The organism is Bacillus sp. FJAT-27001, assembly GCF_019039175.1.
GTDB classification, from domain to species: domain Bacteria; phylum Bacillota; class Bacilli; order Bacillales; family Bacillaceae; genus Bacillus; species Bacillus velezensis.
Genome location: NZ_JAHOAA010000003.1, coordinates 290,673 through 316,566 on the forward strand (window position 1 = coordinate 290,673; position 25,894 = coordinate 316,566).

The following is a 25,894-nucleotide window of genomic DNA, read 5'->3' on the forward strand; positions in this document are numbered from 1 at the left end:
GAGGGTATTTTCATGGAAGAAAAAAAGAAGAAAACAATCGGATTTAATATTATTAAAAGTGATCCGACCGACGGACATGGCGGTTTTGGCGCCGGGGCGCTGAGCCTTGACAATATTTCTCCGGTATTTGTCGATGTGGAAGAGAAGGAAGCCTTCGTTGACATCGGCGCCATGCATGCCCGCAGTGTCGTTGAAAAAGGCATCAAATTCCTGCCGAACAAAGATGAAGTGCCGAACGGAAAACCGTACTGGCTCGTGTGGGTCACCATCGACAGAAAAGAAGAAGGCCCTTATTACGCGGGTGTGACGGCTTGTGAAATGACCGTGGACAGAAGTATCCGCAGAGGCTATAAGTCATTGCCGGAGCATGTGAATTTAATGGATAAATCAATGAAGCGCTGCATTATCGTGGACAAAATGGACGCCAGCTCAAAGCAGGTGCTTGCTGAATTTCTGCAGAAGCATGACCAAGGGCTCTGGGAACGTTCATCCGATGAATTGAAAACAGGTCTGCTTCCGGAAGAAAAATAATTTGTGAACTTTTTGTGAACTTTATAAATATTTGCACTATTTTGCGATTGTACTGAGTAAACTGTTAATACAGAATCAGGACATGGAAAGTCCCGAGCCGAACCAAGACTCGGGGTTTTTCATGTTTACGCGGAGGTTTCATCATGTTCACCGTCTTTGAAATCGGGCCATGGGTCATTGAAGCAGATGCGGCGGAAACGAGAAAACAATACGAAAAATCATGGCCTGATCCTTGCGATTGCGGGAGCTGCCGGAACTTTTCCGAGGCGGTGAATCTCCTTCCCGCCGAGAAAACAAGATTGTTTACGCAGTTTGGGATTCGTCCGGCTGTCTGTCACGACTTGGGGGAGCATGGAAAGGAAAACGGCCTGCATCATTATGCGGGCAGCTATCCGATTGTCGGCAGGCTTAGGGAAGGCTGGCCGAAGTTTCATATCGAGAGGGCGGGAGATATCCGCTTTTCGTTTTCATTGCCGAGTACAACATTTTTTATACCGAAGGGTTTTCCTGACCCTATTATCCATCTCGACTTTTCACTCTTGCTCCCATGGGTGCTTGAGGAAGACGCGGATTAAAGCCCGGCGCGCAATGCACCGGGCTCAGTCTTTTTTGCCGAGCCACTTATCCCACCATTTTTTGCGCGGAGCTTCTTTGCGGGCGGGGGCGTGTTCCTTTTCTTTTTTAGACGGTTCCGGTCCGTAGCACACATCCGCGGGCTCAGTGCCTGCGATGAAATACGTATAATGCTTTGCGGCGCAGCCGGGTCCCGAAGTGTAGCCGGAAGCGGGGTCGATATAGACGCCCGTGACGCCCTTCGGCGGTTTAAGCGCTATTTCCGGTTCTCCTTCGAGCGCCTTCTCCATAAAGTCCGCCCAAATCGTCTTCGCATAGCTTTTTTCTTCTACTGAATCAATCGTGCTGCTTTTGTCATAGCCTGTCCATACACCGGCGGCAAGAGCCGGGTTAAAGCCGATCATCCAGCTGTCTGCGCTGGTCGTGCCTGATTTACCGCCATAGGTTCGGGTCAGCCGGTCAGAAATGGTGCGTCCCGTGACGGAAGTATAGCCGTTTAAATCCTGATCAAACATGCCCGTCATCATGCTCGCCGTCACAAAAGCGGCTTTTTTATCAAGCGTCTGCTGATGTCCGCGCGGCTGTTCAAACAAGACGTTGCCGGCGGTATCCGTCACTTTTGTGATAAAGGAAGGGGTGATTTGTTTTCCCCCGTTTGCGAGCATCGCATAGGCATTAACCATCTCAATCGGGCGCACGGGTTCAGTTCCGAGCGCCAGAGACGGAAGGGGCTTTAAATGTTCGCTGATGCCGAATTCCTTTGCTGCCGACACGAGCTTATTCATGCCGAGAAAGAGATGGGTCTTCACGGCATAAATGTTGTCTGATAACGCAAGCGCCTGAAGCAGCGTAATCGGTTTATTGGCATAGTAGCCGTTGTAATTGCTTGGAGAATAAGTATCTCCGTTGTCGTCAATCTGGAACTCTGTGGCTTCGCTTTTCATCAGCGTGACCGGTGTAAAGCCGCTTTGAATCGCTTTGTAGTACAAAAGCGGCTTGATCGTGGAAGCCGGCTGCCGTTTCGCCTGGGTCGCCCGGTCAAACGGGCTTTTTTCGTAGTCACGTCCGCCGAGAAGCGCAAGCACGCGCCCTGTTGCCGGATCAATCGCGGAAAAGCCGACCTGAATGTCAGAGCCGGTACGGATCGTATGTGCCACAGTGTTTTCCGCAATCCGCTGCATGCGCTTATCAAGCGTCGTATAAACACGCAATCCGCTCGTTGCGAGCTGTTCGCGCGTCATGCCGAGCTTTTTCTCGAGTTCTTTCATCGCATCATCGTAAAAATAAGGCGCCGTTTTCGCTGCGGTTCTGTTTTTCAGCGGCTGATAGGCAAGCGGCGTTTTCTTAAGCCTTTCCGCCTTTTCTTTTGAGATCATTTTTTGGCCGATCATCAGTCGGAGAATGGTTTCCTGGCGCTGTTTGGCCTTCTTTTCGCTGACATATGGCGAATAGCCGGACGGGCCTTTCGGTATGCCCGCCAAGAGCACGGCTTCCGCATCGTTCAGATCTTTGGCGTGTTTGCCAAAATACAGGCGCGAGGCGGCTTCAATTCCATATGCGCCGTGGCCGTAATATATCGTATTTACATAACCTTCTAAAATCTCGTTTTTAGAATAGTTCTGTTCAAGGCGGATCGTGTAAAAGGCTTCATTCCATTTACGTTTCCATGTCTTATCATGCTCAAGGTAGAGATTTCTCGCGTATTGCTGGGTGATGGTGCTTGCGCCCTGAACCTTGGCCATTGCCTTTATGTCAGCCAGCGCGGCGGCGGCCATCCGCCGGTAATCAAAACCGTGGTGATTGTAAAAGTTTTGATCCTCCACCGCTATGGCGGCCTGCACCGCTATCGGATTGATATCTTTTAACCGGACCCAGTAGCGCTTTTCCCCAAAATCGGTCTCACCTAGCTTTGAGCCGTCATTTGCATAAAGAATCGTAGACTGAGGAACCCGGACGGAGGGGGCCCCCTGCCATTTCGCTGCAAGAAGAACGGATGTGAAGCAGACGCCGGCCAGCATTCCGCCGATCAGTGTCAGAAAGATGCAGGCGCGGATGATTTTGAACGTGATTCTGAGCTGTTTTCCAGATACTTTATCCACTTTTGGGAACCCCCTTTTTCATGATTCTATTATTATGTGAAAAAAGGGGGTTTTTTAAACATATCAAACCGGACACTTCTTTACTTTTTCCCCTCCATCCTCTATACTTTTTCCTTAGGTGAAAATGAGATTTTAACCGGAATAAAAGCGATACAGACGCTTACAATAAATGAAATAAGCCTTGAAAGGGAGATGACAATTGAGCGAGCTTTGGTATACGGAGAAGCAGACGAAGAATTTCGGCATTACATTAAAGGTGAAACAGACATTACATACGGAACAGACGGAATTTCAGCATCTGGAAATGGTGGAGACAGAAGAATTCGGCAACATGCTGTTCTTAGACGGAATGGTCATGACTTCTGAAAAAGATGAATTCGTCTATCATGAAATGGTTGCGCACGTACCGTTATTTACGCACCCGAATCCGGAAAACGTCCTCGTTGTCGGCGGCGGAGACGGCGGTGTCATCAGAGAGATTCTGAAGCACCCAAGCGTAAAAAAAGCGACGCTTGTCGACATTGACGGCAAGGTTATTGAATACTCTAAAAAATTCCTTCCGTCCATTGCGGGCAAGCTTGATGATCCGCGCGTCGACGTGAGAGTCGATGACGGTTTCATGCACATCGCGAAATCAGAAAATGAGTATGACGTCATCATGGTTGATTCAACAGAACCGGTCGGACCGGCCGTCAATCTGTTCTCAAAAGGCTTCTATGCCGGAATTTCCAAGGCATTAAAAGAAGACGGCATCTTCGTCGCGCAGACGGACAACCCGTGGTTTACACCGGAGCTGATTACAAACGTACAGCGTGACGTGAAAGAAATCTTCCCGATCACCCGTCTGTATACGGCTAATATCCCGACGTATCCGAGCGGCCTGTGGACATTTACGATCGGTTCTAAAAAGTACGATCCGCTTGAAGTGGAGGACAGCCGTTTCTTTGACATCGACACGAAATATTACACGAAAGAGCTTCACAAAGCGGCATTTGTTCTTCCGAAATTTGTGAGCGACTTAATCAAATAAAAACGTACGGCGCAGGAGCGAATCTTGCGCTTTTTTACAGGAAAGAGAGGGTTTTATCATGAGGTTTGATGAAGCATATTCAGGAAAAGTATTTATCGCAAGCCGCCCCGACTGGAAAGAGGCGGACGCCATCCTTTACGGCATGCCGATGGATTGGACGGTCAGCTACCGTCCGGGTTCACGATTCGGGCCGGGGAGAATCCGCGAGGTGTCTATCGGTCTTGAAGAATACAGCCCGTATCTCGACCGTGACTTGGCTGATTTGAATTTCTTTGACGCCGGAGACATTCCGCTTCCGTTCGGCAATCCGCAAAGAAGCCTTGATATGATTGAAGAATACGTGGACAGCATTTTAGAAAAAGGAAAGTTCCCGCTCGGCATGGGAGGGGAGCACCTTGTATCATGGCCTGTCATAAAAGCCATGTATAAGAAGTTTCCGGACCTTGCCATCATTCATTTTGACGCGCACACCGACCTGCGCACGGATTATGAAGGCGAACCGCTTTCCCACTCTACTCCGATCCGCAAAGCGGCCGAGCTCATCGGGCCGCAAAATGTATTTTCATTCGGCATCCGTTCCGGAATGAAGGAAGAATTTGAATGGGCGAAAGAAAACGGCATGCACATTTCTAAGTTTGAAGTGCTTGAGCCGCTGAAAAAAGTGCTGCCGCAGCTTGCGGGACGCCCTGTTTATGTCACCATCGATATCGACGTTCTTGATCCCGCTCATGCGCCGGGAACGGGCACGGTTGACGCAGGGGGCATCACGTCTAAAGAATTGCTCGCGTCCATCCATGAAATCGCGCGCTCAGAAGTCAGCGTAAAAGGCGCTGACCTCGTAGAAGTCGCGCCGGTCTATGACCACTCAGAACAAACCGCAAACACGGCAAGCAAGATGATTCGTGAAATGCTGCTTGGGTTTGTGAAATAAAAGAATTTCCCCCGCTTGAAACATGCGGGGGATTTTTATATTGTATATAAACTACTTAGAAGTTAGTAAAAGCAACATAATATTTTACCATTAATCATTGATGTTATTGATAAAAATTATATAATAGGGTATTATTTAGTAAATACATCTTTAGAAAGGAAGTTAGAATGAAAACAGCAGTAGAAAATGAATTGGAATTAAAAAAGATTGAAATTTCAGTAATTAAACTGATAATTGCTGAAAAACCTAATAAAGAGATCGCTAAGTCATTAAACTACTCGCAGCGTAATGTCGAATATATCATAGCCGGTCTCTGTAAAAAGTGGAATGTGAGTACTAGAGTCGGTATTGTTTCGGAAGCATATAAAAGGAACTGTATACAGTGAACGAAATGAAAGAAAAACCCCTATTGAGGGGGTTTATTTATATATGCTAAAAAAACATTCTATACAGGAATGCCGTAAAAATAAAAACTGAGATTGTCAGGTAGTTCAAATTTGTTCTCCATTTCAGAAGAATAAACAAAAGAAATAAGTATGCAATATTGAACAAATCAAAGATAGAAAAAATCAAATGATTACTTGTGAAAAATAAACTGGTATTTGGATGTTCTGCGAAAATGTTTTTGAATGATATAAGAAAAAACTTAATTGCGACCGGGATGTTAGAAAACATAAATAGGGAATAAAAGGTTTTAATCTTAATTTGAGCGCCAAGAAAATTTATAATGAGAAATAATACAAATCCTTCAAAAATCACCCCGAACATTAAAAGAAACAGTGCGGCTATCGCAATGATATAATCTAAATGTTTTACTTGCTCAACAACTTGTATAGGGATGTTTTTGGGAATTAAACTTTTCATAAAAGGCAATAGGGAACTTAAATAAAAAGCTAACCCGATAATATAAAACAAAAACGAGGACAAAAAATTAATGTTTCGTTCCTTAAATGAGGATAATTCAATTTGCATAATCTTAAGAGGCTCCTTTTATAAAGATAGGTGTAATAAATGTTTCTAACATAGCTGCTATCATTAAACCGAGAAATATAATACCAATATATTTAAAAGTGAATTTCAAATTTATTTTGAGGAGTAATAAATCCAAAGTTAATTTCATTCCTACAGAGGCTGCAAGAAGCAATACCGGCACTTCAATTATTCCATGGGGAATAACAAGCAGTAAAAGGTTTAAATTGTCTTTGATGTTTCCTATCGCATTCCCTAAAATTAATCCATTAATAATTAAAACAGCAACCGTGCCAAGCGACAGCGTCAACGGTCCTAAAAAAACAAGCAGACTCGCTACTTTAATATTATTAAAGAAAATCTGAAAAAAATCCGGACGGATATTTCGATTTAGATTATTTACATTTGAAGCGGGATCTGTATAAAAATATGCTGTAAATAAAGCAATTAAAAATAAGATCAGACAGAGTATGTACAATTTGACTAAAACGTTCTTTTTAAACAAAGTATTTTCATCCATTCGTTTAAGGGACTGCCAGGGATATTGAATTTAATGTTTTATATTAAGCTGCTGCTGTACTTGCTGCAGCCAATTGTTCTAAAACGGCTAATGGCAAGCCTGCACCAAGAGATCCTAAAACAGTAATGATAGCCAGGACTGAACCCGTTGCAGTGATAGCACTGACAATCCAACTAGGAGCTATTATTCCAGCTCTGTTTAAAATATCGATGACATCCATGCTTAAATGATTATGTTTTATACTGAAAAGAGCGAGAACAATGATTCCTGATGCTACTAATGTAAAAATCGCTTTACTATTTTGTGTTTTTAAAAGTAGACTCATTTTTTCCTCCAATTTTTTCAATATCCCCAGCAAGTTAAATAATAAAATATATTGGAAGCTATTTGAATTGCGGATTTCCGAAAAAATATTTAAGAGGTGAAATCCGTTAAGGTATCTGCTGGCTTATTTCAGTACAAAGAAAGCCGGACCATATGTATGATCCGGCTTTCTTTGTACTGAAACATTTATACTTTTTTTTCAAGAATAATATCAAAATAATCGGCTGCCCCATAACCTGAAATAGGAGGAGCAAATATTTGAACCAGCTTCCATCCTTGCTGAGAATACTTTTCAATAATTTCTTTATAGTCTTCTTTAGGCTTTCCTTTCCATCGGTTTACTTCTACTTTTATGAACTTATATTCGTACATTGCTGTATAATCCTCCGGAAGTGTATTGGAATTGTTACCTTGTTTTTCGATTATGATAAACTTGAATCCATAAATAGAGCGCGCAGCCTATTAAAAGTATTGGAAATTGCCATCCTGTATTTCCGTTTTTAAAATAATCTATTAATGACCATATCAGTAAAGCGACAGTATAAAAACTAAATGCTATTCTGGCGGCTATACCCGATTGGTGTTTTTGCATCTCATCCATTTTCTTCATAAGAACCGCTCCCTTACTTTTTTTTGGCGTTATAGTTGAATACTTTATCTATTCCCGTATTTAATGCGTGAGCTATCGAAAAAGCCAGACTTAAAGTCGGGTCATATTTATTATTTTCAATTGCATTGATGGTTTGCCTGGTCACATTGCAGAGCTTAGCCAGATCATTTTGTGAAATATCAGCTGCTGTTCTAAGTTTTTTAATATTGTTATCCACTAAAACCCTCCTTAAATATTTTTGTTTTTATTTTAAATTTTCAAATTTACATATATTTATTTTAAATAATATATGTATATGTGTCAAATACTTTTTACACATTTGAATTTTAAGGTATACTTTTTGTTTTTGCAAATTAGTTGTTTATATAAAAAACGGCTTGCAGTTTAACCTGCAAGCCTAAAAGTAATCATCATTTAAATCATTCCGCGCTGAGCAACTTCAAATTGATGTTTCGGTGCACTTGCGATTTCGGCTGAAACAAAAACAGTGCTTATTGCCAAGCAAGTAAGTGCTAATTTATACTTCAATTTCATACAACTTCACACCTCCTTGAATCTGCTGTCTTGTTTCTTCCACCTTTAAAAAATATGCGGAAGCCTTCTCGAAATTTTCTCTTTCATGATAATATTTTGCCACATCTAAGGCAAAATCTTCAAGATCAGCATACATCGATTTATCTCTGAGAAAGTCAAAACATTCCATGATTGCTTCTTCATCAGGCTCACCGACATATAAAGATTCTAAAAATTCATACTCGGCGATATATAGGGAATCTTCTGCCTCCTCTGCATAAGATACCCCTTTGTCATGATATTGTCTGGCTATGGCCATATTTCCGATTTTATAATGTATTTGTGTGATTAAGAAATAGGCTTGCGGGAGAGAAGTGATGATGTTCCCATCTTCAAAAACAGCTATTGCCCGTTTTATGTAATCAATGGCTGGTTTGTAATTTTCTTGGCTGTTAAAACAAAGTCCGATATTATATAGAGTCCGGCCCATTAATTGTGGCTGCTGTTCTGCCTCTGCCATGGCATAAGCCTTTTTAAAATGCTGAATTGCTTCATCATATTGCTTTAAGTCAAGAAAGTTGGTAGCGAACAATGAATGGCACTGAAGCACCCTTATATTATATGCCTCCTGCTTATGATAAATTTTATAAGCCTGCCGGGCATAATCCATAGAAAAATAAGTCTGTTTCATATAATAGTAGGACTCTGACATCTTAAAATAAAATTCAGCTTTCTCGATACAATCTTTGACAAAATCAAGCTTATATTCAGCTTTCTTAAAAAACTGAATCGCTGAAAGATATTCACGGCATTCCAGCTCATACATCCCCCGGAAAAAATTAAAATAATAATCAAGACGTCCGGTCAGCCGGGCCTGCTTTTTATCAATATCCGCGAGCAGATCCGATAGTCTCGGCTGTTCTTCTATCCGCTGCGATTCCAGCGGTTCGAGGTATTCGAGCATCAGATTATGGCGGAATTCCATGAGAGAATAGTATAGATGAAGATCCTGATCATCTTCCAGACCTGCAAGTTCTTCTTTGATTTCTCTCCGCAAGTACTCGGCGTCCGGGATGCTGAACCTTCGAATGTACATATACCATTCGTTGATTTTTTCTCCAACCGCTGAAGATGATAAAACACTCGCCACTATTCCGAATCCCTCCCTTCCACGTTATGTATATGACATATTTTATCATTTTCGTTCGGAAGGATAGCGCAAAAATACCGCAATGTTTTCTTTCGTTAAAACCGCATGTCTGCGGATATCATTTCAAAAATCCACTATTATCCCCACAATTTGTACAAGCAAACAAATACACCTTCCCATATTCTGTTGTATCTGCGTGAGCAGTGTATGTCTGAAAAGGAAGTGAAGATATGAGAAATAACAAGCTTTCCTTTAAAGAAAAAGCAGGAGCCGCACAAGAAGAATGTTTATGTTTTTGCGAGGAAGAAGCAAGCCGTGAAGCGATGTTTCAAGCGCCGATTGAATTGCCTGAGGGGTTTGTCGTTGATCCGGCTGAAGCTGTTGCAAACGTGACGTGGAATGCAGACAGCCTTTCTTGTGTCATTGAACGCTGTTTCATTGAGACGGGGCCAGAGCCTGATGAAATCGGTGTTCAATTCGCAGTGCGCCTGCAGGGAACTGTTACGCTTCTCGTCAGTGTCTCACCAGTGCGAAATCAATATGGACAAGGGAACGGGTCTGTTTCTGTCATCCGCAATGCAGAGATTGACCAAGTCGTCTATTATTCTGATGAACCCGATGATTGCCCGGATGTCAGTGACATTACGATCGAGAACCTTGTTGTCGTTCCGCCATTCTATGGCAGTCCTTTATCGGTGACGGGCACGATTGTGTTTGTTCCTGAGCCGGAACCCGTTTATGCGTTTACAGCGAATCCAAATGATCAATCAGTTTCTGTGATTGATACAAACACTCATACTGTTGTGACAACGATTGCTCTACCGTACCGGCCGACAGGTATTGAAATAACTCCGGATAAAAGGGCTGTGTTTGTTTTGCACTTCAACAATAATGTGATTTCTGTCATCGATTATGACACTTTAACAGTGACAGCATCCATACTGCTGGATCAGCCGCCTAGATCGATAAAATGTATCCCAAATCATGAGTTTGCTTATGTTCTCGGCGATACTGCGATTTATGTGATTGGAATTGATACGTTAACTGTGGATAGGTCGATTCCTGTGGAAGGATTTGATTTTGCAATTGATCCCAATGGGTTATTCGCCTATGTTCTTGATTTTGGTTTAGTGCAAAAAGTGGACCTATTCACCGGTGAAGTCACAGGAACGATTGAACGAGAGCTTATCGTATCATCCATAGAAACAAATTGGCCGGAGCGGTATGCGTATGTCTTAGAACAAGAATTCTTATTCAATTATTTGACGGTTATTGACTTAAATACGTTTACGATCAGCTTTACCCAAGAGCTGGAGCCTGATGGCCAATATGTAATGTTTACGAGTGGATCAGAGGTGTATTTACATGACAGCTTCACTGGCAATTTATATGCTGTCAGTCCGAATGGTGCAGGCGTTATAGGAAATGTTCCGCAATCGGCAAGAGACTTTGCGTTTACTCCGAATGGCGAATTTCTGTATGCTGCTCATTTTTTAGAGCAGAACATCACTGTTTACAACACGGATGATTATTCTGTGGAAACTGTGATATCTCTTGGGGTTTCACCGGGAGATATTGTGATTTAACCAACTGCATGCTGTACATTTCTAAAAGGACGTGAATTCATGAAAAAGAATGATCTGTCTGCTTTACAGGAAAATTGTTTCTGTTTTTGTGATGAGGAAATTAGCAGAGAAGCGCCGTTTCTAGTGCCGATTGACATTCCCGAGGGGTTCACCATTGATTCTGCCGAAGCAGCTGCGACGGTTACATGGAGTACTGATCATTTATTATGTATCAGTGAGCCTTGCTTAATCCAGACTGGGCCGGAACCAGAAGATATCGGTGTTCGATATGCCGTGAGAGTAAAAGGGACCGTTACGCTTCTTGTCAGTGTGTCGCCTGTACGAAATCAATATGGACAAGGGGACGGGTCTGTTTCTGTGATTCATACTGAAGAGATTGATCAAGTTGTTTATTATGCAGCGCAGTCTGGCCGCTGTCCTGATTTCAGTCAAATAACAGTGGAAGATCTTCTCATTGTACCGCCTTTCTACGGCAGTCCGCTTACGGTGACCGGGACACTTGTTTTACCGCCACCGCCAGACCCTCAATCGTATGTGTTTACAGCCAATTCAGGAGACAGCACGGTTTCGGTTATTGATTCAGATTTAAACACTGTTGTAAAAACAATCCCTTTTTCTGACGTGCCAACTAATCTAGGCGTTACTTTCGATAAAGCTTTCACGTATGTCCTCCATGGGAATACCAACCTTGTCTCAGTGCTAGATAATAAAACATTAACCATCATAAATACCATCACTGTTGGAGGAGGGCCGAGAAAGGTTGAATTTGATTCAACAGATGAGTTCGCGTACGTGATGGCCGCCGGATCTATATATATGATCAACATGGCCTCTCAATCGGTCATTGATGTCATTCCGATACCCGGCGCTTTAGACTTTGCTCTTGATCCGAATGGACAGTATGTCTATACCGCTAATGGAAGCAGTTGGTCGGTTGATAAATATGATGTAAATACTGGGCAGTTGGTAGAAAGTATCATAGATACATTTGAATTTCCCAGTTTAATTGCCACTCCTTACGCTGGAAATTTTGCGTATGTGTTGAATGGTGAGCTGCTGCCGAAAGGTGTAACGGAGATCAGTTTGTCACCATTAAGCAGGGGAGGCGACTTCAACCGTTTATTTGAAACTCTGAGGACGATTGTATTTTCTCGCGATAGCACTAGGGCTTATTTTCTAGAGCCATATAGTGAACCGTTTCTCATTAATAACTTATACGTAGTTAATACGGCTGGACAGAGGATCATTGCAAACGTGTCTCTGCCTGGCGCCTTTGACCTCGCCGTAACACCTGATAATCAGTACATTTATGCAGCACAGCCCGGCGACAATACCGTAACCGTGTACCGCACGAGTGATTATACAGCCATGACGGTGATTCCGGTTGGGACTGGTCCGTCAGCGATTGCGATGTAGCTTATTTCACAGGTTGAGAGAAGCAGAGCTGCGATAAAAAAATCGTTTATAAATAAATGAGCCGATCTGCTGGATGGCAGCCAGGATGATTAAAAACAGAGTTCACTTACGGTGAAACTGAGCATCCGCCAAACCCCGGCTCCTGTCAGCGCTCCCGCATGCCCTTTTTTGAACAGGCTGACATGCTGGAAAAGCTGCAGCAAGTACGTCCGCATAAAATACAATAAATACAAAATCAGTAACACCGCGAGTCCCATTGATACGGCAAGGGGCGTGTGAAAGCGGAAAGGGACGGCTTTGACGATTTCGAACACGCAGCCGAATATGATGACTTGGCATAATACAGCAGCCATCACGTGTGTTTGGCGGACGTTTTTATAGCTGTCACGCAGCGCTTTGACATCGTTGGCATTTCTGCTGCACAATCTATGTTGCCGGAAGTCGCAGCAGCTTCGATGAGACTGTGTGAGTTTCTGAAAAGCTGCTGTCATGTTTTTTACGGATTGGGTGACATAGTGATATGATTTTCTCTTCTCATAAGGAACTGCTTTTTATGAGGTTTATCTTCAAATCTAATGAGCAATGATGGTAAGATAGAAGCAGTTGAAGTTTACAAGCTGAATGATTATACTATTCAAGTCAAAGTGGAATGATGAAAAGGACGTGTCAAAATGAAGCAAGAGACACCGATAACACTCCATGTGAAGTCTGTGATCGAGGATGACGGAAATGATGAAGTCATCGAATTCCGTACTACCGGATTTTACTATGTAAAACAACAAAAAGTGTATCTATCTTATTATGAAGAACACGACCTAGGCAAAGTAAAAACGATTGTGAAGGTGAGCGAAGGCGAAGTCCTGATCATGAGGTCAGGCGCTGTTAAAATGAATCAGCGTTTCATAACGGGAGCTTCCACAATTGCGAAATATAAAATGTCATTTGGTGAGCTTGAGCTGGAAACAAGCACAAAATCGATTCAATCTGATCTCGGTGAAGAAAAAGGCCGAATCAGCATCGCATATGACATGCATGTCGGAGACGGGCAGCAGCATTTACATAATATGACGATCACGTATGAGGGAGGAACTCACGCATGAACATTGCGGAACAAATGAAGGACGTGCTGAAGGAAGAAATCAAAGCGGCCGTTCTGAAAGCGGGCCTGGCGGACGAAAGCCAGATTCCAAGCGTACTGTTAGAAACGCCGAAAGAAAAAACACACGGTGATTATTCCACAAACATGGCGATGCAGCTGGCGAGAATCGCAAAAAAAGCGCCGCGCCAAATCGCTGAGGAGATCGTGGCATCATTTGATAAAGGCAAAGCTTCCATTGAAAAGATGGATATTGCGGGACCCGGCTTTATCAACTTTTACATGAACAACAGCTACTTAACAAAACTGATTCCGTCCGTGCTTGAAGCGGGTGAACATTACGGAGAGACAAACATCGGACAAGGCGAAAAGATTCAGGTCGAATTCGTATCAGCCAACCCGACGGGAGATCTTCACTTAGGCCATGCGCGCGGCGCGGCGGTAGGTGACGCGCTGTGCAGCGTGCTTTCTAAAGCGGGCTATGATGTGAGCCGCGAATACTATATTAATGATGCGGGCAACCAGATTAACAACCTGGCGCTTTCCGTTGAAGTCCGTTATTTTGAAGCGCTCGGTCTCGAGAAACCGATGCCGGAAGACGGCTACCGCGGCGAGGATATTATCGCCATCGGGAAAAAGCTTGCCGAAGATTTCGGCGACCGTTTCGTACACGAAGAGGAGAGCGAACGTCAGGCGTTTTTCCGTGAATACGGCTTAAAGTACGAGCTTGATAAACTTCGCTCCGACCTGGAAAATTTCCGCGTGCCGTTTGACGTATGGTATTCTGAAACGTCACTGTACGAAAACGGAAAAATTGATCAGGCGCTTGAGGCGCTTCGCGAAAAGGGCCATGTATACGAAGAGGACGGCGCGACATGGTTCCGCTCCACAACGTTCGGCGACGATAAAGACCGTGTGCTGATCAAAAAAGACGGCTCATACACTTATTTGCTGCCGGATATCGCATACCATAAAGACAAACTTGACCGCGGATTCGACAAGCTCATCAATGTATGGGGCGCGGATCACCACGGGTATATTCCGCGTATGAAAGCGGCGATTGAAGCGCTCGGTTACAAGAAAGGCACATTGGAAGTTGAGATCATTCAGCTCGTTCATTTATACAAAAACGGCGAAAAAATGAAGATGAGCAAACGTACGGGGAAAGCCGTAACGATGCGCGACCTGATTGAAGAAGTCGGCTTGGATGCCGTGCGTTATTTCTTCGCGATGCGCAGCGCTGATACGCACATGGATTTTGACTTGGATCTTGCCGTATCCACATCTAACGAAAACCCTGTGTATTATGCACAATACGCACATGCACGTATTTGCAGCATGCTTCGCCAAGGGGAGGAGCAGGGACTTAAACCGGCGGCAGATCTTGATTTCAGCCATATTCAATCAGAAAAAGAATATGACCTGCTGAAAACGATCGGCGGCTTCCCTGAGGCAGTGGCAGAAGCGGCGGAAAAACGCATTCCTCACCGTGTCACAAACTATATTTATGATCTGGCTTCCGCTCTGCACAGCTTCTACAATGCGGAGAAAGTCATCGATCCGGAAAATAAAGAGAAGAGCCGCGCGCGTCTCGCTTTAATGAAGGCGACGCAAATTACGCTGAACAATGCGCTTCAGCTGATCGGCGTATCCGCTCCGGAAAAAATGTAATGATGATCAAAGGACAAAGTCTTCGGGCTTTGTTCTTTTTTGTATATAAAGCGTGTGATGTAATTCACAATCCCGCACACTGAGTTTTTGTATGATAAGACTGATATTGAATCAGTGAAAGGGGCAAGCCGAATGATCAATCGTCAACATATTCAATTATCGTTGCAGTCATTAAGCTTAGTGGCAGGGTTTATGGTGTGGGTGCTGATTTCATCGCTCATTTCTCAAATGACATCAGATATTCATTTAAGCAAAGGCGAGATTTCATTGGTGACGGCGATTCCCGTTATTCTCGGATCGCTTCTCCGTATTCCTTTAGGATATTTAACGAACAGGTATGGGGCGCGGCTGATGTTTATGATCAGCTTCATCCTGCTTTTGTTTCCTGTATTTTGGATCAGTATCGCGGATTCTTTATTTGATTTAATCGCGGGCGGCTTTTTCTTAGGGATCGGGGGAGCGGTATTCTCCATCGGAGTGACGTCCCTCCCGAAATATTATCCGAAAGAAAAGCACGGTGTCGTCAATGGGATTTACGGTGCCGGAAACATCGGGACCGCCGTTACTACCTTTGCGGCGCCGGTTATCGCTCAAGCCGCGGGATGGAAAGCAACCGTGCAGATGTATCTTGTTTTGCTGGCTGTTTTCGCATTACTGCACGTTTTGTTTGGCGACCGGCATGAGAAGAAAGTCAAAGTTTCCATAAAGACACAAATGAAAGCCGTTTACCGAAATCATGTGCTGTGGATGTTGAGCCTGTTTTATTTTATTACGTTCGGCGCCTTTGTCGCCTTTACCATCTATCTTCCGAATTTTTTGGTTGAGCATTTTGGGCTGAGCCCTGCGGACGCCGGTCTGCGGACGGCCGGCTTTATTGCGGTCTCTACACTGCTCAGGCCTGTGGGAGGGTTTCTTGCAGATAAACTGAGCCCGCTCCGTATTCTGATGTTCGTTTTCGCAGGGCTTACGCTGTCAGGGGTCATGCTGTCATTCTCCCCGACGATCGGCCTTTATGCGTTTGGATCGCTGACGGTGGCAGTCTGCTCAGGGATTGGAAACGGGACGGTATTTAAACTGGTGCCTTTCTATTTTTCGAAGCAAGCGGGGATTGCCAACGGTATTGTGTCTGCCATGGGCGGACTGGGCGGTTTTTTCCCTCCGCTGATTCTGGCAAGTGTATTTCAGGCAACAGGCCAATACGCGATCGGGTTTATGGCGCTTTCAGAGGTCGCGTTAGCCAGCTTTGTTCTTGTGATCTGGATGTATTGGCAGGAAAGAATGAAAACACATACGGAGAGAAACAGTCAGAGCCTCAATTCATAATGATCCATTCACAAGATTGTTAGTTTTTTCTGGGTGAGTGCAAATCAAGTCACGTTACAATATACATACGCAACGTGACTTTCTTCGAGGTGAGCTCATGAATATTCTCTCTGTCCGAAAATCTGATAAAGAACTTCTTTCCCGCGAACTGCATGAATTGCTGGAATCGATCAGTACGAAAAGGAAAATGAAAAAACATACTTATTTGTTTCAAGAAGGAATGGATGCAAAAGAGCTTTATCTGATTCAGTCAGGACTCATTGAAATCGGCAAGCTGACGTCTGACGGAAAAGACCTGACGCTTAGAATCTGCCAAAAAAACGATATTGTCGGGGAATTGACGCTATTCACAGATGAGCCGAGATATATGCTCAGTGCGAAAGTGTTAGAGGATGGCGAGGTGCTCGTCATTAATAAAAACAAGCTGGAAAAGGAATTGATCCAAAACGGTGTTTTGACGTTTGAATTTATGAAATGGATGAGCACCCATCTTCGAAAAATCCAGTCCAAGATCAGGGACCTGCTTCTTCACGGCAAAAAGGGGGCACTCTATTCCACCCTTATCCGCTTATCAAACAGCTACGGGGTGGAACGAAGTGACGGGATTCTGATTAACATTGTGCTGACAAATCAGGATTTGGCTAAGTTTTGCGCGGCGGCAAGGGAGAGCGTCAACCGCATGCTGGGAGACCTCCGCAAACAAGGGGTTATTTCGATAGACGAAACCGGAAAAATTATTTTGCACAAGCGGGACTATTTACGATGCGAGATCGAGTGTGAAAATTGTCCGCTGGAGATCTGCAATATTGACTGAAAAAAACAAGGGCAGCCGGTGTCCTTGTTTTTCAGCTTGTGATACATATACACATGACGGCGAAAAAGAAGCCGGCATTTACGATTTCCAGAATGCCGATCGTTTTCACCGGCCAGTCTCTTCCGTGAAAAAACCAGGCCCGCAGACTGCTTGGGATAAAAGAGAGAAACGCCCAGCCTGCCCCGAGAAGAGCCGATAAAAAGGGGAGCAAGAGGTGATATCCCCACGACCAGTATGCAAAGGTTCTGCTTTTTCTCTCCCGTATGACCGATTTCACATAAAAAGAACTCCCGACAAAAAATAAAGCAGATTGCAAGAATAGAAACCAAGCCCAGCCGTCAAGGGTTCCCGTTCCCAGCCAGCAGCTCGCAAGCCCGCCTGAACAAAAGAACAGAACACCCGCAATATCATTCGTGAGCGCCCGTTCGTTTTTTCGGCGGGCATAATGCGTATGTATGAGAAACAGCGGCAATAAAAAAACGCCGATCCAGACGAGCTGCGGCTTATGATAGACAGAAATGATCAAAAAGCAGCAGGCCGGAAAACCGTAATACCATATCCACTTTTGATAGGGCTGAAGCTGTTTTTTTTTCAAAGCGAGCGAAACGGGATAAACCGCTAAGTAAAGGAACAGCCAGCCCAGAAAGAGCGGAATATGCCAGAAAACCGGGCCTCCCTTGACCATGCCGAGTAAAAATGGAATCAGCAGCATCGCCCATGCGCCGTGCTGCTTCGGAATCATCGCCTTCATCGAAACCCTCCTTTTTATTTCATTATAAGTACAAACACTCTCCTGATAAGTGACTTTTATCATACAAGCTGTGAAATACATCACTGCCGCGCGGGCTCAATCGGGCTACACTAAAGCTATCCTTAGCACAGGAGGCTTTCCTATGAATCAGTGTGACTATTTATTATTTCTGAAACAACTTCCTATGTTTAATGAAGTGCCTCTGTCCATTGTCGAAACCTTGCTGAAAAACGGGACGTTTATCCGCGGCTCATCTGACCAATCTCCATCCTTTCTTCATTCACAATCCGTTTATATTGTATTAAAAGGCAATATCCGTTTTACGGACAGCAGGCTCCCTGAAGGGTCGCAAACCGTTGCGCTGTGGGAAAAAGGCGATGTGTTTCCGATTGATGAAAAAGGCGGGCTCTCTTTATCGCCTTTTATCTCAGTCAATGCCTCACCGGATATTCTGGTACTCCATATTCCATATTCCGTATTTAAGCAAATGATGTCTTACCATCCGCGGCTGCAAATGAACTTTTTGGCGATGCTTCAGCAAAATGTCTTCTGTTCCTATCAGTTGTTTTTGCGGTATCTGCATACATCACGGGATGAAAACGCCGAACCCGGTTCTTAAACAGAACCGGTTTTTTTTGATGACGCCGGGCGTCCCCATATCGTTTGAAAATCCTTCCTGCTGCTCTGTGTGAACGTTTTGTGAAAAAAGCAGAGTGTGTGACATAGTTCACAAGGTGATGCGACGTCTCTGTTTATAGTGTACATAGCATCACCTGACTCGGAAGGAGTGAACGATCATGAAGAAAAAGAAAATGAGTCCGTTGCTCAGGAGATTAAACTATTTTTCTCCTATCGAACATCATTCAAATAACCATAGCCAAACGACAAGCGAAGATCGTGATTGGGAGAATGTATACAGAAACAGATGGCAGTACGACAAAGTCGTTCGCTCCACCCACGGCGTCAACTGCACGGGTTCTTGCAGCTGGAATATTTATGTGAAAAACGGAATTGTCACGTGGGAAGGACAAAACTTGAATTATCCATCAACAGGCCCGGATATGCCTGATTTCGAACCAAGAGGCTGTCCGCGGGGGGCCAGTTTTTCTTGGTACATCTACAGCCCGCTCCGTGTGAAATATCCATATGTGCGCGGTGTGCTGATCAATTTGTGGCGGGAAGCATTGCAGGCGCATCAAAATCCGCTGGATGCCTGGAAATCGATCGTCGAAAACCCTGAAAAAGCGAAGTCCTATAAACAGGCAAGGGGGAAAGGCGGCTTTGTCCGCGCGGAATGGCCGGAGGTGCTGAAGCTGATTTCAGCCTCTCTGCTGTATACAGTGATGAAATACGGGCCTGACCGGAATGTCGGTTTTTCTCCGATCCCGGCGATGTCCATGATCAGCCACGCATCAGGTTCGCGATTCATGTCGTTAATCGGCGGCCCAATGCTCAGTTTCTATGACTGGTATGCGGATCTTCCGCCGGCGTCCCCGCAAATTTGGGGCGACCAGACGGACGTTCCGGAGAGCAGTGATTGGTACAATTCAGGCTATATTATCACATGGGGCTCCAACGTTCCGTTAACGAGAACGCCTGATGCGCATTTTCTGGCGGAAGCCCGCTATAAAGGCGCTAAAGTCATTTCGATCAGTCCCGATTTTGCGGAATCCTCAAAGTTCGCAGATGACTGGCTGAGTATCCGCCAGGGGACTGACGGGGCGCTTGCGATGGCGATGGGTCACGTCATTTTGCAGGAATTTTACGTGAACCAAGAAACTGAACGTTTTATTGAGTACGCGAAGCAATACACCGATTTTCCATTCTTCGTCACTCTTTCAAAAGAGAACGGCGTGTATACAGCGGGACGGTTTCTGCATGCAAAAGACATCGGGCGGCAGACAAAAAATGATCAGTGGAAGCCGGCGGTCTGGAATGAACAGACAGGTGCGTTTGCCATACCGCAAGGCACAATGGGCTCCCGCTGGGACGGGCAGCAGAAATGGAATCTGCACATGATCGACGAAGACACCAGGGAACAGATTGAGCCCCGTCTCTCAGTGCTCGGAATAGAGGACGAAATCGGCTCAGTGCGCATTCCGTATTTTTCAGATGACGGAAACAAAGTGCTTGAGCGGGATCTTCCTATTAAAAAATTGGATCTGAACGGTGAAGAGACGTACGTCACGACCGTGTTTGACTTGATATTGGCCAACTACGGCGTGAACCGGGGCATCGGCGGACAATCAGCCGCATCCTATGATGATCCCCGTCCGTTCACACCTGCCTGGCAGGAACAGATCACGGGAATTAAAAGAGAAGCCGTTATACAGATTGCCAGGGAGTTTGCCCAAAATGCAATTGATACAGACGGCAGATCCATGATTATCGTAGGGGCGGGGATCAACCACTGGTTCAACTCCGACACGATTTACCGTGCGGTGTTAAATCTTGTTTTACTCGTAGGCGCCCAAGGCGTAAACGGCGGAGGCTGGGCCCATTACGTGGGGCAGGAAAAGCTCCGTCCGGCTGAAGGGTGGCAGACGATTGCCACCGCAAAGGACTGGGAAGGCGTGCCTAAACTGCAAAACGGCACCTCATTTTTTTACTTTGCGACAGACCAGTGGCGTTATGAAGACCAGCCGATCAGTGACTTGGCTTCACCGATCGCCGCGTCGTCCCGCTACAAGCATCACGCCGATTACAATGTGCTGGCGGCGCGATTAGGGTGGCTTCCGTCTTACCCGACATTCAATCAAAACGGCATTGATCTGTACAAAGAAGCTGAGAAAGCGGGGGCGGCGACACCTGAAGACGTAGGTGCGTACGTGGCCTCACGGCTTCAAGAAAAAAAACTGAAATTCGCGATTGAAGACCCTGACAATGAAGTGAATTTCCCAAGGAATCTCTTCGTATGGCGGGCAAATCTGATCTCAAGCTCAGGGAAAGGGCATGAATATTTTCTCAAGCATCTGCTGGGGACGACGAACGGTCTGATGAATGACGACAGCGACAGCATCCGCCCTGAAGAAATCAAATGGCGGGAGCAGGCGCCGGAAGGCAAGCTCGACTTGTTAATCAATCTTGATTTTCGAATGGCGGGTACGGCGCTGTATTCCGATATCGTGCTGCCGGCGGCGACATGGTATGAAAAACACGATCTCAGCAGCACGGATATGCATCCGTTTATTCATCCATTTGCTCCGGCCATCTCGGCGCCGTGGGAATCGAAGTCAGACTGGGATATTTTTAAGGCGCTGTCAAAAGCCGTTTCCGATCTGGCGGAAGAAGTCGATATGGAGCCGGTGAAAGAGGTAGTCGCAACGCCGCTCCTCCACGACACGATGCAGGAATTGGCCCAGCCGTTCGGCAAAATCAATGACTGGAGCAAGGGTGAATGTGAAGCCATTCCGGGAAAAACGATGCCGAACATCCATGTCGTTGAACGGGATTACAAACACATTTTTCATAAAATGACCGCGCTTGGCCCTAATACGGCTTTAAAACCGAGCGGAACAAAAGGGATGAGCTGGTCGATTGCGGATGAATATGAATCACTCAAACAGAGACTGGGAGAAACCGATTCAAACAGCGTTGCCAAAGGATGCCCGAATATAAGTGAAGCGAAGCAGGCGGCGGAAGCGATTTTAACCCTGTCGTCCACCTCCAATGGAAAAGTCGCCGTGAAAGCATGGGAATCACTTGAAAACATTACCGATCTGGAGCTGAAAGACCTGGCGGAAGAGCGCGAGGAAGAATGCTTTACGTTCGAGCAAATTACAGCCCAGCCGAAAACGGTCATCACCTCTCCGGCCTTTACCGGTTCAGAAAAAGGAGGGCGCAGGTACTCGCCGTTTACGACGAATGTGGAAAAATTAATTCCGTGGCGGACGCTGACAGGCAGACAATCCTATTATGTCGATCATGAACTGATGATGGAATTCGGTGAAACGATGGCGACATTTAAACCGATCCTCCAGCACCGTCCATTCCTAAGCAAGCGGCCTGATCAAGAGGGCAAAGAAATCGTTCTTAATTATTTGACGCCGCATAATAAATGGTCCGTCCACAGCATGTATTTTGATTCTCTGCCGATGCTGACGCTGTTCCGCGGCGGGCCGACTGTGTGGATGAATAAAGATGATGCTGCGGATACGGATATCAAAGACAACGATTGGATTGAATGCTTCAACCGAAACGGCGTTGTCGTCGCGAGAGCGGTTTTGTCTCACCGGATTCCTAAAGGAATGGCGTTTATGCACCATGCCCAGGACCGTCACATCAACGTGCCCGGCACAAAACTGACGAATAACCGCGGAGGCACCCATAACAGCCCGACAAGGATTCACGTCAAGCCGACCCAGATGATCGGGGGCTATGCACAGCTGAGTTACGGCTTTAACTATTACGGTCCGACGGGGAATCAGCGCGATCTGAATGTCGTCATCCGCAAGCTGAAGGAGGTTGATTGGCTTGAAGATTAAAGCGCAAATCGGGATGGTCATGAACTTGGATAAATGCATCGGCTGCCACACGTGCAGCGTCACCTGCAAAAACACGTGGACAAACCGTTCCGGTGCGGAATATATGTACTTCAATAATGTAGAAACAAAGCCGGGCATCGGCTACCCGAAGCAATGGGAGGACCAGGACAAATATAAAGGCGGCTGGACGTTGAAAAAAGGAAAGCTTGAACTGAAATCAGGCCCGAAAACGAATCGGCTCGCAGGCCTTTTCTATAACCCGAACCAGCCGACGATTGATGACTACTATGAACCTTGGAACTATGATTATGAAACATTAACAAACAGCCCGCAGAAAAAACACCAGCCGGTGGCACGGCCGAAATCGTCCTTGACGGGGGATTTTATGAATATCGAATGGGGTCCGAACTGGGAGGATGATCTCGCGGGCGGGCATATTACGGGTCTTGAAGATCCAAACGTGCAAAAGATGGAGGAATCGATCAAAACAGAATTCGATGAAGTCTTTATGATGTATCTGCCGCGTATTTGCGAACACTGCATCAATCCGGCGTGCGTGTCCTCCTGCCCGTCCGGCGCCATGTACAAACGCGAGGAAGACGGCATCGTACTCGTTGATCAAAACGCATGCCGTTCATGGAGATATTGCGTCTCATCCTGTCCTTATAAAAAAGTCTATTTTAACTGGCAAACGAACAAAGCGGAAAAATGCACACTCTGCTTTCCGCGTTTGGAGGCGGGGCTGCCGACTATTTGCTCTGAAACGTGTGTGGGCAGAATCCGCTATCTCGGCGTCATGCTGTATGACGCGGACAAAGTGGAGGAAGCGGCCTCTGTTGAAAATGAAAAGGATCTCTACCATTCCCAACTGGACGTTTTTCTTGATCCGAATGATCCTGAGATTGCCAAACTGGCAAAAGAACAAGGCATCCCGGTTGAATGGATAGAAGCGGCGCAGCAATCGCCGATCTATAAAATGATCATTGACTGGAAGATTGCGCTTCCGCTTCACCCTGAGTACCGTACGCTGCCGATGGTTTGGTACATTCCGCCGCTCAGCCCGATTATGAATCTCTTTGAAGGAAAAGGCAGCCGGCAAACGGCGGAAGCGATTTTTCCGGCTATCGACCAAATGAGAATTCCGATTGACTATTTGGCGCAGCTGTTAACGGCGGGGGATACGGATCATATTCGGTCCACGTTAAAGAAAATGTCTGTCATGCGCCAGTATATGAGGGCGGTTCAGACAAATAAATCCATCGACCCGGCATTGGTCTCCAGTGTCGGCTTAACAGAACAGCAAATTGAAGACATGTATCGGCTGCTGGCAATCGCCAAATATGATGACCGTTTTGTGATCCCGAGCAGCCATCGAGAAGAAGTGTCAGATTTATATGCTGAACAAGGGAGCTGCGGCTTATCATTTTCAGGCGGCCCCGGCTCCTGTTTCTAATTTTTCATAAATGAGGTGTAATAACATGAACACCACAGACCGGCAAATGACGTTCTCCGCTCTTTCCGTTCTTCTCTCTTATCCGGATGAAGAGTGGAGAGCCGAGATTCCCGATTGGAAGGCTCTTATCCATGACATCACCAATCAGCAAATCCGGGAGAAATTGCTGCACTTTTTAGAGGCGGCAGCCGGCTTTTCTCCGCAAGCGCTGATTGAACACTATGTGTATACGTTCGATTTCGGAAAAAAAACGAATATGTACGTCACCTACTTTAACTCAGGCGAACAAAGGGAGCGCGGCATTGAATTGCTGCATTTAAAAAACACCTACCAGCAATCCGGTTTCCTGCCGACAGAGAAAGAACTGCCTGATTACCTGCCGCTGATGCTGGAATTCGCCGCGGTTGCGGAGATTGAAGCGGCGAGAAGCGTGTTTGAGAAATACGTGTCTAATGTGAGGGAGCTGGCTTCCCGCCTCGAAAAAAATAACAGCATCTATGCTGAGCTGCTGCACGTGCTGCAGGCCGCACTGGAAAACATCGGTGTACATGAAAGCATTGAAGAAAGGGCTGTTCAGGCATGAGCGGGCAGATCCTGTGGGGCGTTATGCCATACATTGTATTGACGATCTTTATCGGCGGGCATATTTACCGCTATCAGCATGACCAATTCGGCTGGACGGCGAAATCAAGCGAGCTGTTAGAAAAGAAAAAACTTGCCGCTGGCAGCACACTTTTTCATTGGGGACTGCTGTGCGTTGTCGGCGGACATGTCATGGGAATTCTGATCCCGGAAGGCGTGTATGCTTCCCTTGGCATTTCAGAGCATATGTATCACAAAATGGCGATCGGCGCAGGCCTGCCGGCGGGGATTGCTGCATGTGCCGGACTTGTCATCCTGACATACAGAAGGCTGTTTGACAAAAGAATCCGCAAAACCAGCTCGCCATCGGATATCCTGACGCTTATTCTGCTGCTGTTCATGATGCTGTCGGGCGTTGCGGCCACATTTCTTAACATTGATTCGAAAGGCTTTGATTACAGGGCAACAGTCGGGCCGTGGTTCAGGGAAATTGTTTTGTTCCGGCCTGACGCTTCTTTGATGGAGAGTGTCCCGCTATGGTTTAAGTTTCATATCATCATAGGGTACGTCGTTTTTATCCTTTGGCCGTTTACAAGATTGGTTCACGTGTTCAGCCTGCCCCTCAAGTATTTGACGCGCAGCTATGTTGTCTATCGGAAACGCACGTAAAAATCCCCCCTGCAAGAGGGGGATTTTTTATGGTGAAAAAATAAAAACATAAGATATTTTCTGCCAAGGTAATGGCTGGGCGGCGGGGATTCCTGTTATGTTTTATTTGGAAATAACAGCAACAAAAGGAGAGTGAAGAATGAAGCGGATTTTCCTCATTTTAGCCGCCTGTCTGATGACAAGCGCCGGCGTCCTGACACTCAGACATTCTCATGTATTAACCGGCGGCACAGCGGGACTGTCACTAAGCCTGTCATACTTGTTTCATTCCTCTTTTGCGATTATCTTCTTTCTGATCAATATCCCGTTTTATATATTTTCTCTCATCAGAATGGGAATCAAATTCACTCTATCCACCGTTTTTGCAGTCACAGTACTGACTCTGTTTACCGGCGCGGATCACTGGCTGCCGCCGGTCTCTGTTTCACCGCTTGCCGGGGCGATTTGCGGCGGGGCGCTGATCGGGTTCGGCCTGTCGCTCATGTTTTATCATCAGGCATCGCTCGGCGGCGCCAATATCCTCGCTTTATTTCTGCAAAAGCGCTGCGGATGGAATCCGGGTGCCGTTAATTTCCTCTTCGATTTTGGCGTCGTGCTGGCCGGCATTTTTTCCGTCGGGTTGCTGAAAGGGCTCTTCTCCTTAGTGTCGATAGCGGTCACCGGTCTGATCATCGGCATCTTCAAAAATAAAATCAAAGGCAGCTGCTCGCTCAATCCGGCATTGCTTCAGAACATCACACCCGGCCAATCACAAGAAGCTTCATCATAAGCCTTTCCGCTCGTGCGGAGAGGCTTTTTC

General features: G+C 45.8%; 26 protein-coding genes and 1 pseudogene. 17 read left to right on the forward strand and 10 right to left on the reverse strand.

Annotated features, from left to right (window positions below; translation table 11 throughout):
* Positions 1 to 12: 12 nt before the first annotated feature.
* Together BGM27_RS11640 and BGM27_RS11645 are read left to right on the forward strand one after the other, a co-directional pair.
* Positions 13 to 531, forward strand: a complete 519-nt coding sequence (locus BGM27_RS11640) for a YwhD family protein (protein ID WP_007407649.1) — start codon at positions 13 to 15, stop codon at positions 529 to 531.
* Positions 532 to 674: 143 nt separating this feature from the next.
* Entirely contained in the window at positions 675 to 1,106 is a 432-nt protein-coding gene (locus tag BGM27_RS11645; protein WP_007407648.1) for a hypothetical protein, read from the forward strand.
* 24 nt (positions 1,107 to 1,130) lie between these two features.
* Here BGM27_RS11645 and BGM27_RS11650 read toward each other — a convergent pair whose 3' ends face one another.
* A complete protein-coding gene (locus tag BGM27_RS11650) occupies positions 1,131 to 3,203 on the reverse strand; it encodes a transglycosylase domain-containing protein (RefSeq protein ID WP_007407647.1) in 2,073 nt (690 codons plus the stop codon).
* A 199-nt stretch (positions 3,204 to 3,402) separates the two neighbouring features.
* On the opposite strand from BGM27_RS11650, the gene speE reads away from it, so the two are divergent.
* The 3 genes from speE (at position 3,403) to BGM27_RS11665 (ending at position 5,550) form a co-directional block, all read left to right on the forward strand.
* Positions 3,403 to 4,233, forward strand: a complete 831-nt coding sequence (speE, locus tag BGM27_RS11655) for a spermidine synthase (protein WP_003151052.1) — start codon at positions 3,403 to 3,405, stop codon at positions 4,231 to 4,233.
* 58 nt (positions 4,234 to 4,291) lie between these two features.
* A complete protein-coding gene (speB, locus tag BGM27_RS11660; RefSeq protein WP_007407646.1) occupies positions 4,292 to 5,164 on the forward strand; it encodes an agmatinase in 873 nt (290 codons plus the stop codon).
* A gap of 167 nt (positions 5,165 to 5,331) precedes the next feature.
* Positions 5,332 to 5,550, forward strand: a complete 219-nt coding sequence (locus BGM27_RS11665; RefSeq protein WP_003151056.1) for a helix-turn-helix transcriptional regulator — start codon at positions 5,332 to 5,334, stop codon at positions 5,548 to 5,550.
* Between the two features lie 590 nt (positions 5,551 to 6,140).
* On the opposite strand, the gene BGM27_RS11670 is transcribed toward BGM27_RS11665, so the two are convergent.
* The 7 genes from BGM27_RS11670 to BGM27_RS11700 all read right to left on the reverse strand — a co-directional run bounded on the left by BGM27_RS11670 (position 6,141) and on the right by BGM27_RS11700 (position 9,250).
* The gene (locus BGM27_RS11670) at positions 6,141 to 6,653 is read right to left on the reverse strand and encodes a stage II sporulation protein M (protein WP_007407644.1); all 513 of its coding nucleotides are present in this window, start codon (positions 6,651 to 6,653) and stop codon (positions 6,141 to 6,143) included.
* A gap of 43 nt (positions 6,654 to 6,696) precedes the next feature.
* Entirely contained in the window at positions 6,697 to 6,978 is a 282-nt protein-coding gene (locus BGM27_RS11675; RefSeq protein ID WP_007407643.1) for a hypothetical protein, read from the reverse strand.
* 185 nt (positions 6,979 to 7,163) lie between these two features.
* Complete coding sequence (locus BGM27_RS11680) at positions 7,164 to 7,349, reverse strand: DUF4177 domain-containing protein (RefSeq protein WP_007407642.1); 186 nt, start codon at positions 7,347 to 7,349, stop codon at positions 7,164 to 7,166.
* 34 nt (positions 7,350 to 7,383) lie between these two features.
* Positions 7,384 to 7,587 carry a hypothetical protein gene (locus tag BGM27_RS11685; RefSeq protein WP_007407641.1) on the reverse strand — a complete coding sequence of 68 codons (204 nt, stop codon included), beginning with the start codon at positions 7,585 to 7,587 and terminating at the stop codon, positions 7,384 to 7,386.
* Between the two features lie 13 nt (positions 7,588 to 7,600).
* Entirely contained in the window at positions 7,601 to 7,804 is a 204-nt protein-coding gene (locus BGM27_RS11690) for a helix-turn-helix transcriptional regulator (RefSeq protein WP_007407640.1), read from the reverse strand.
* A gap of 197 nt (positions 7,805 to 8,001) precedes the next feature.
* Complete coding sequence (locus BGM27_RS11695) at positions 8,002 to 8,121, reverse strand: PhrC/PhrF family phosphatase-inhibitory pheromone (protein ID WP_007407639.1); 120 nt, start codon at positions 8,119 to 8,121, stop codon at positions 8,002 to 8,004.
* On the reverse strand, positions 8,105 to 9,250 hold the full coding sequence (locus tag BGM27_RS11700; protein ID WP_007407638.1) for a response regulator aspartate phosphatase: 1,146 nt from the start codon (positions 9,248 to 9,250) through the stop codon (positions 8,105 to 8,107). Before BGM27_RS11700 ends, BGM27_RS11695 begins: the two co-directional genes overlap by 17 nt.
* Positions 9,251 to 9,480: 230 nt before the next feature.
* Here BGM27_RS11700 and BGM27_RS11705 point away from each other — a divergent pair, with 230 nt between their 5' ends.
* Positions 9,481 to 10,836, forward strand: coding sequence for a YncE family protein (locus BGM27_RS11705; RefSeq protein WP_007407637.1), 1,356 nt, complete (start codon positions 9,481 to 9,483; stop codon positions 10,834 to 10,836).
* A 39-nt stretch (positions 10,837 to 10,875) separates the two neighbouring features.
* On the forward strand, positions 10,876 to 12,252 hold the full coding sequence (locus tag BGM27_RS11710; RefSeq protein WP_007407636.1) for a YncE family protein: 1,377 nt from the start codon (positions 10,876 to 10,878) through the stop codon (positions 12,250 to 12,252).
* 6 nt (positions 12,253 to 12,258) lie between these two features.
* Here BGM27_RS11710 and BGM27_RS20535 read toward each other — a convergent pair.
* A pseudogene (locus BGM27_RS20535) lies at positions 12,259 to 12,770 on the reverse strand (bacteriocin biosynthesis protein AlbG); the annotation flags it as partial.
* Between the two features lie 153 nt (positions 12,771 to 12,923).
* Here BGM27_RS20535 and BGM27_RS11720 point away from each other — a divergent pair.
* From BGM27_RS11720 to BGM27_RS11735, 4 genes are all read left to right on the forward strand, one after another.
* Positions 12,924 to 13,352, forward strand: a complete 429-nt coding sequence (locus BGM27_RS11720) for a YwiB family protein (RefSeq protein ID WP_007407634.1) — start codon at positions 12,924 to 12,926, stop codon at positions 13,350 to 13,352.
* On the forward strand, positions 13,349 to 15,019 hold the full coding sequence (gene argS, locus BGM27_RS11725; protein ID WP_007407633.1) for an arginine--tRNA ligase: 1,671 nt from the start codon (positions 13,349 to 13,351) through the stop codon (positions 15,017 to 15,019). Before BGM27_RS11720 ends, argS begins: the two co-directional genes overlap by 4 nt.
* 132 nt (positions 15,020 to 15,151) lie before the next feature.
* On the forward strand, positions 15,152 to 16,342 hold the full coding sequence (narK, locus tag BGM27_RS11730) for a nitrate transporter NarK (RefSeq protein ID WP_007407632.1): 1,191 nt from the start codon (positions 15,152 to 15,154) through the stop codon (positions 16,340 to 16,342).
* Between the two features lie 97 nt (positions 16,343 to 16,439).
* On the forward strand, positions 16,440 to 17,156 hold the full coding sequence (locus BGM27_RS11735) for a fumarate/nitrate reduction transcriptional regulator Fnr (protein ID WP_007407631.1): 717 nt from the start codon (positions 16,440 to 16,442) through the stop codon (positions 17,154 to 17,156).
* 31 nt (positions 17,157 to 17,187) lie between these two features.
* On the opposite strand, the gene BGM27_RS11740 is transcribed toward BGM27_RS11735, so the two are convergent.
* Positions 17,188 to 17,907, reverse strand: a complete 720-nt coding sequence (locus tag BGM27_RS11740) for a YwiC-like family protein (protein WP_007407630.1) — start codon at positions 17,905 to 17,907, stop codon at positions 17,188 to 17,190.
* Positions 17,908 to 18,049: 142 nt separating this feature from the next.
* Between BGM27_RS11740 and BGM27_RS11745 the strand changes: the two genes are divergently transcribed.
* From BGM27_RS11745 to BGM27_RS11770, 6 genes are all read left to right on the forward strand, one after another.
* Positions 18,050 to 18,526, forward strand: a complete 477-nt coding sequence (locus BGM27_RS11745; protein WP_007407629.1) for a cyclic nucleotide-binding domain-containing protein — start codon at positions 18,050 to 18,052, stop codon at positions 18,524 to 18,526.
* Positions 18,527 to 18,704: 178 nt separating this feature from the next.
* The gene (locus tag BGM27_RS11750; protein ID WP_007407628.1) at positions 18,705 to 22,391 is read left to right on the forward strand and encodes a nitrate reductase subunit alpha; all 3,687 of its coding nucleotides are present in this window, start codon (positions 18,705 to 18,707) and stop codon (positions 22,389 to 22,391) included.
* Positions 22,381 to 23,844 carry a nitrate reductase subunit beta gene (narH, locus tag BGM27_RS11755; RefSeq protein WP_020954352.1) on the forward strand — a complete coding sequence of 488 codons (1,464 nt, stop codon included), beginning with the start codon at positions 22,381 to 22,383 and terminating at the stop codon, positions 23,842 to 23,844. The genes BGM27_RS11750 and narH overlap by 11 nt, the downstream gene beginning before the upstream one ends.
* A 25-nt stretch (positions 23,845 to 23,869) precedes the next feature.
* Positions 23,870 to 24,427: a nitrate reductase molybdenum cofactor assembly chaperone gene (narJ, locus tag BGM27_RS11760; protein WP_007407625.1), complete on the forward strand. Its 558-nt coding sequence runs from the start codon at positions 23,870 to 23,872 to the stop codon at positions 24,425 to 24,427.
* Positions 24,424 to 25,095 (forward strand): respiratory nitrate reductase subunit gamma, encoded by a 672-nt coding sequence (narI, locus tag BGM27_RS11765; protein WP_007407624.1) that lies wholly within the window; start codon positions 24,424 to 24,426, stop codon positions 25,093 to 25,095. Before narJ ends, narI begins: the two co-directional genes overlap by 4 nt.
* A gap of 139 nt (positions 25,096 to 25,234) precedes the next feature.
* Positions 25,235 to 25,864, forward strand: coding sequence for a YitT family protein (locus BGM27_RS11770; protein WP_007407623.1), 630 nt, complete (start codon positions 25,235 to 25,237; stop codon positions 25,862 to 25,864).
* The last annotated feature ends 30 nt before the right edge of the window (positions 25,865 to 25,894 follow it).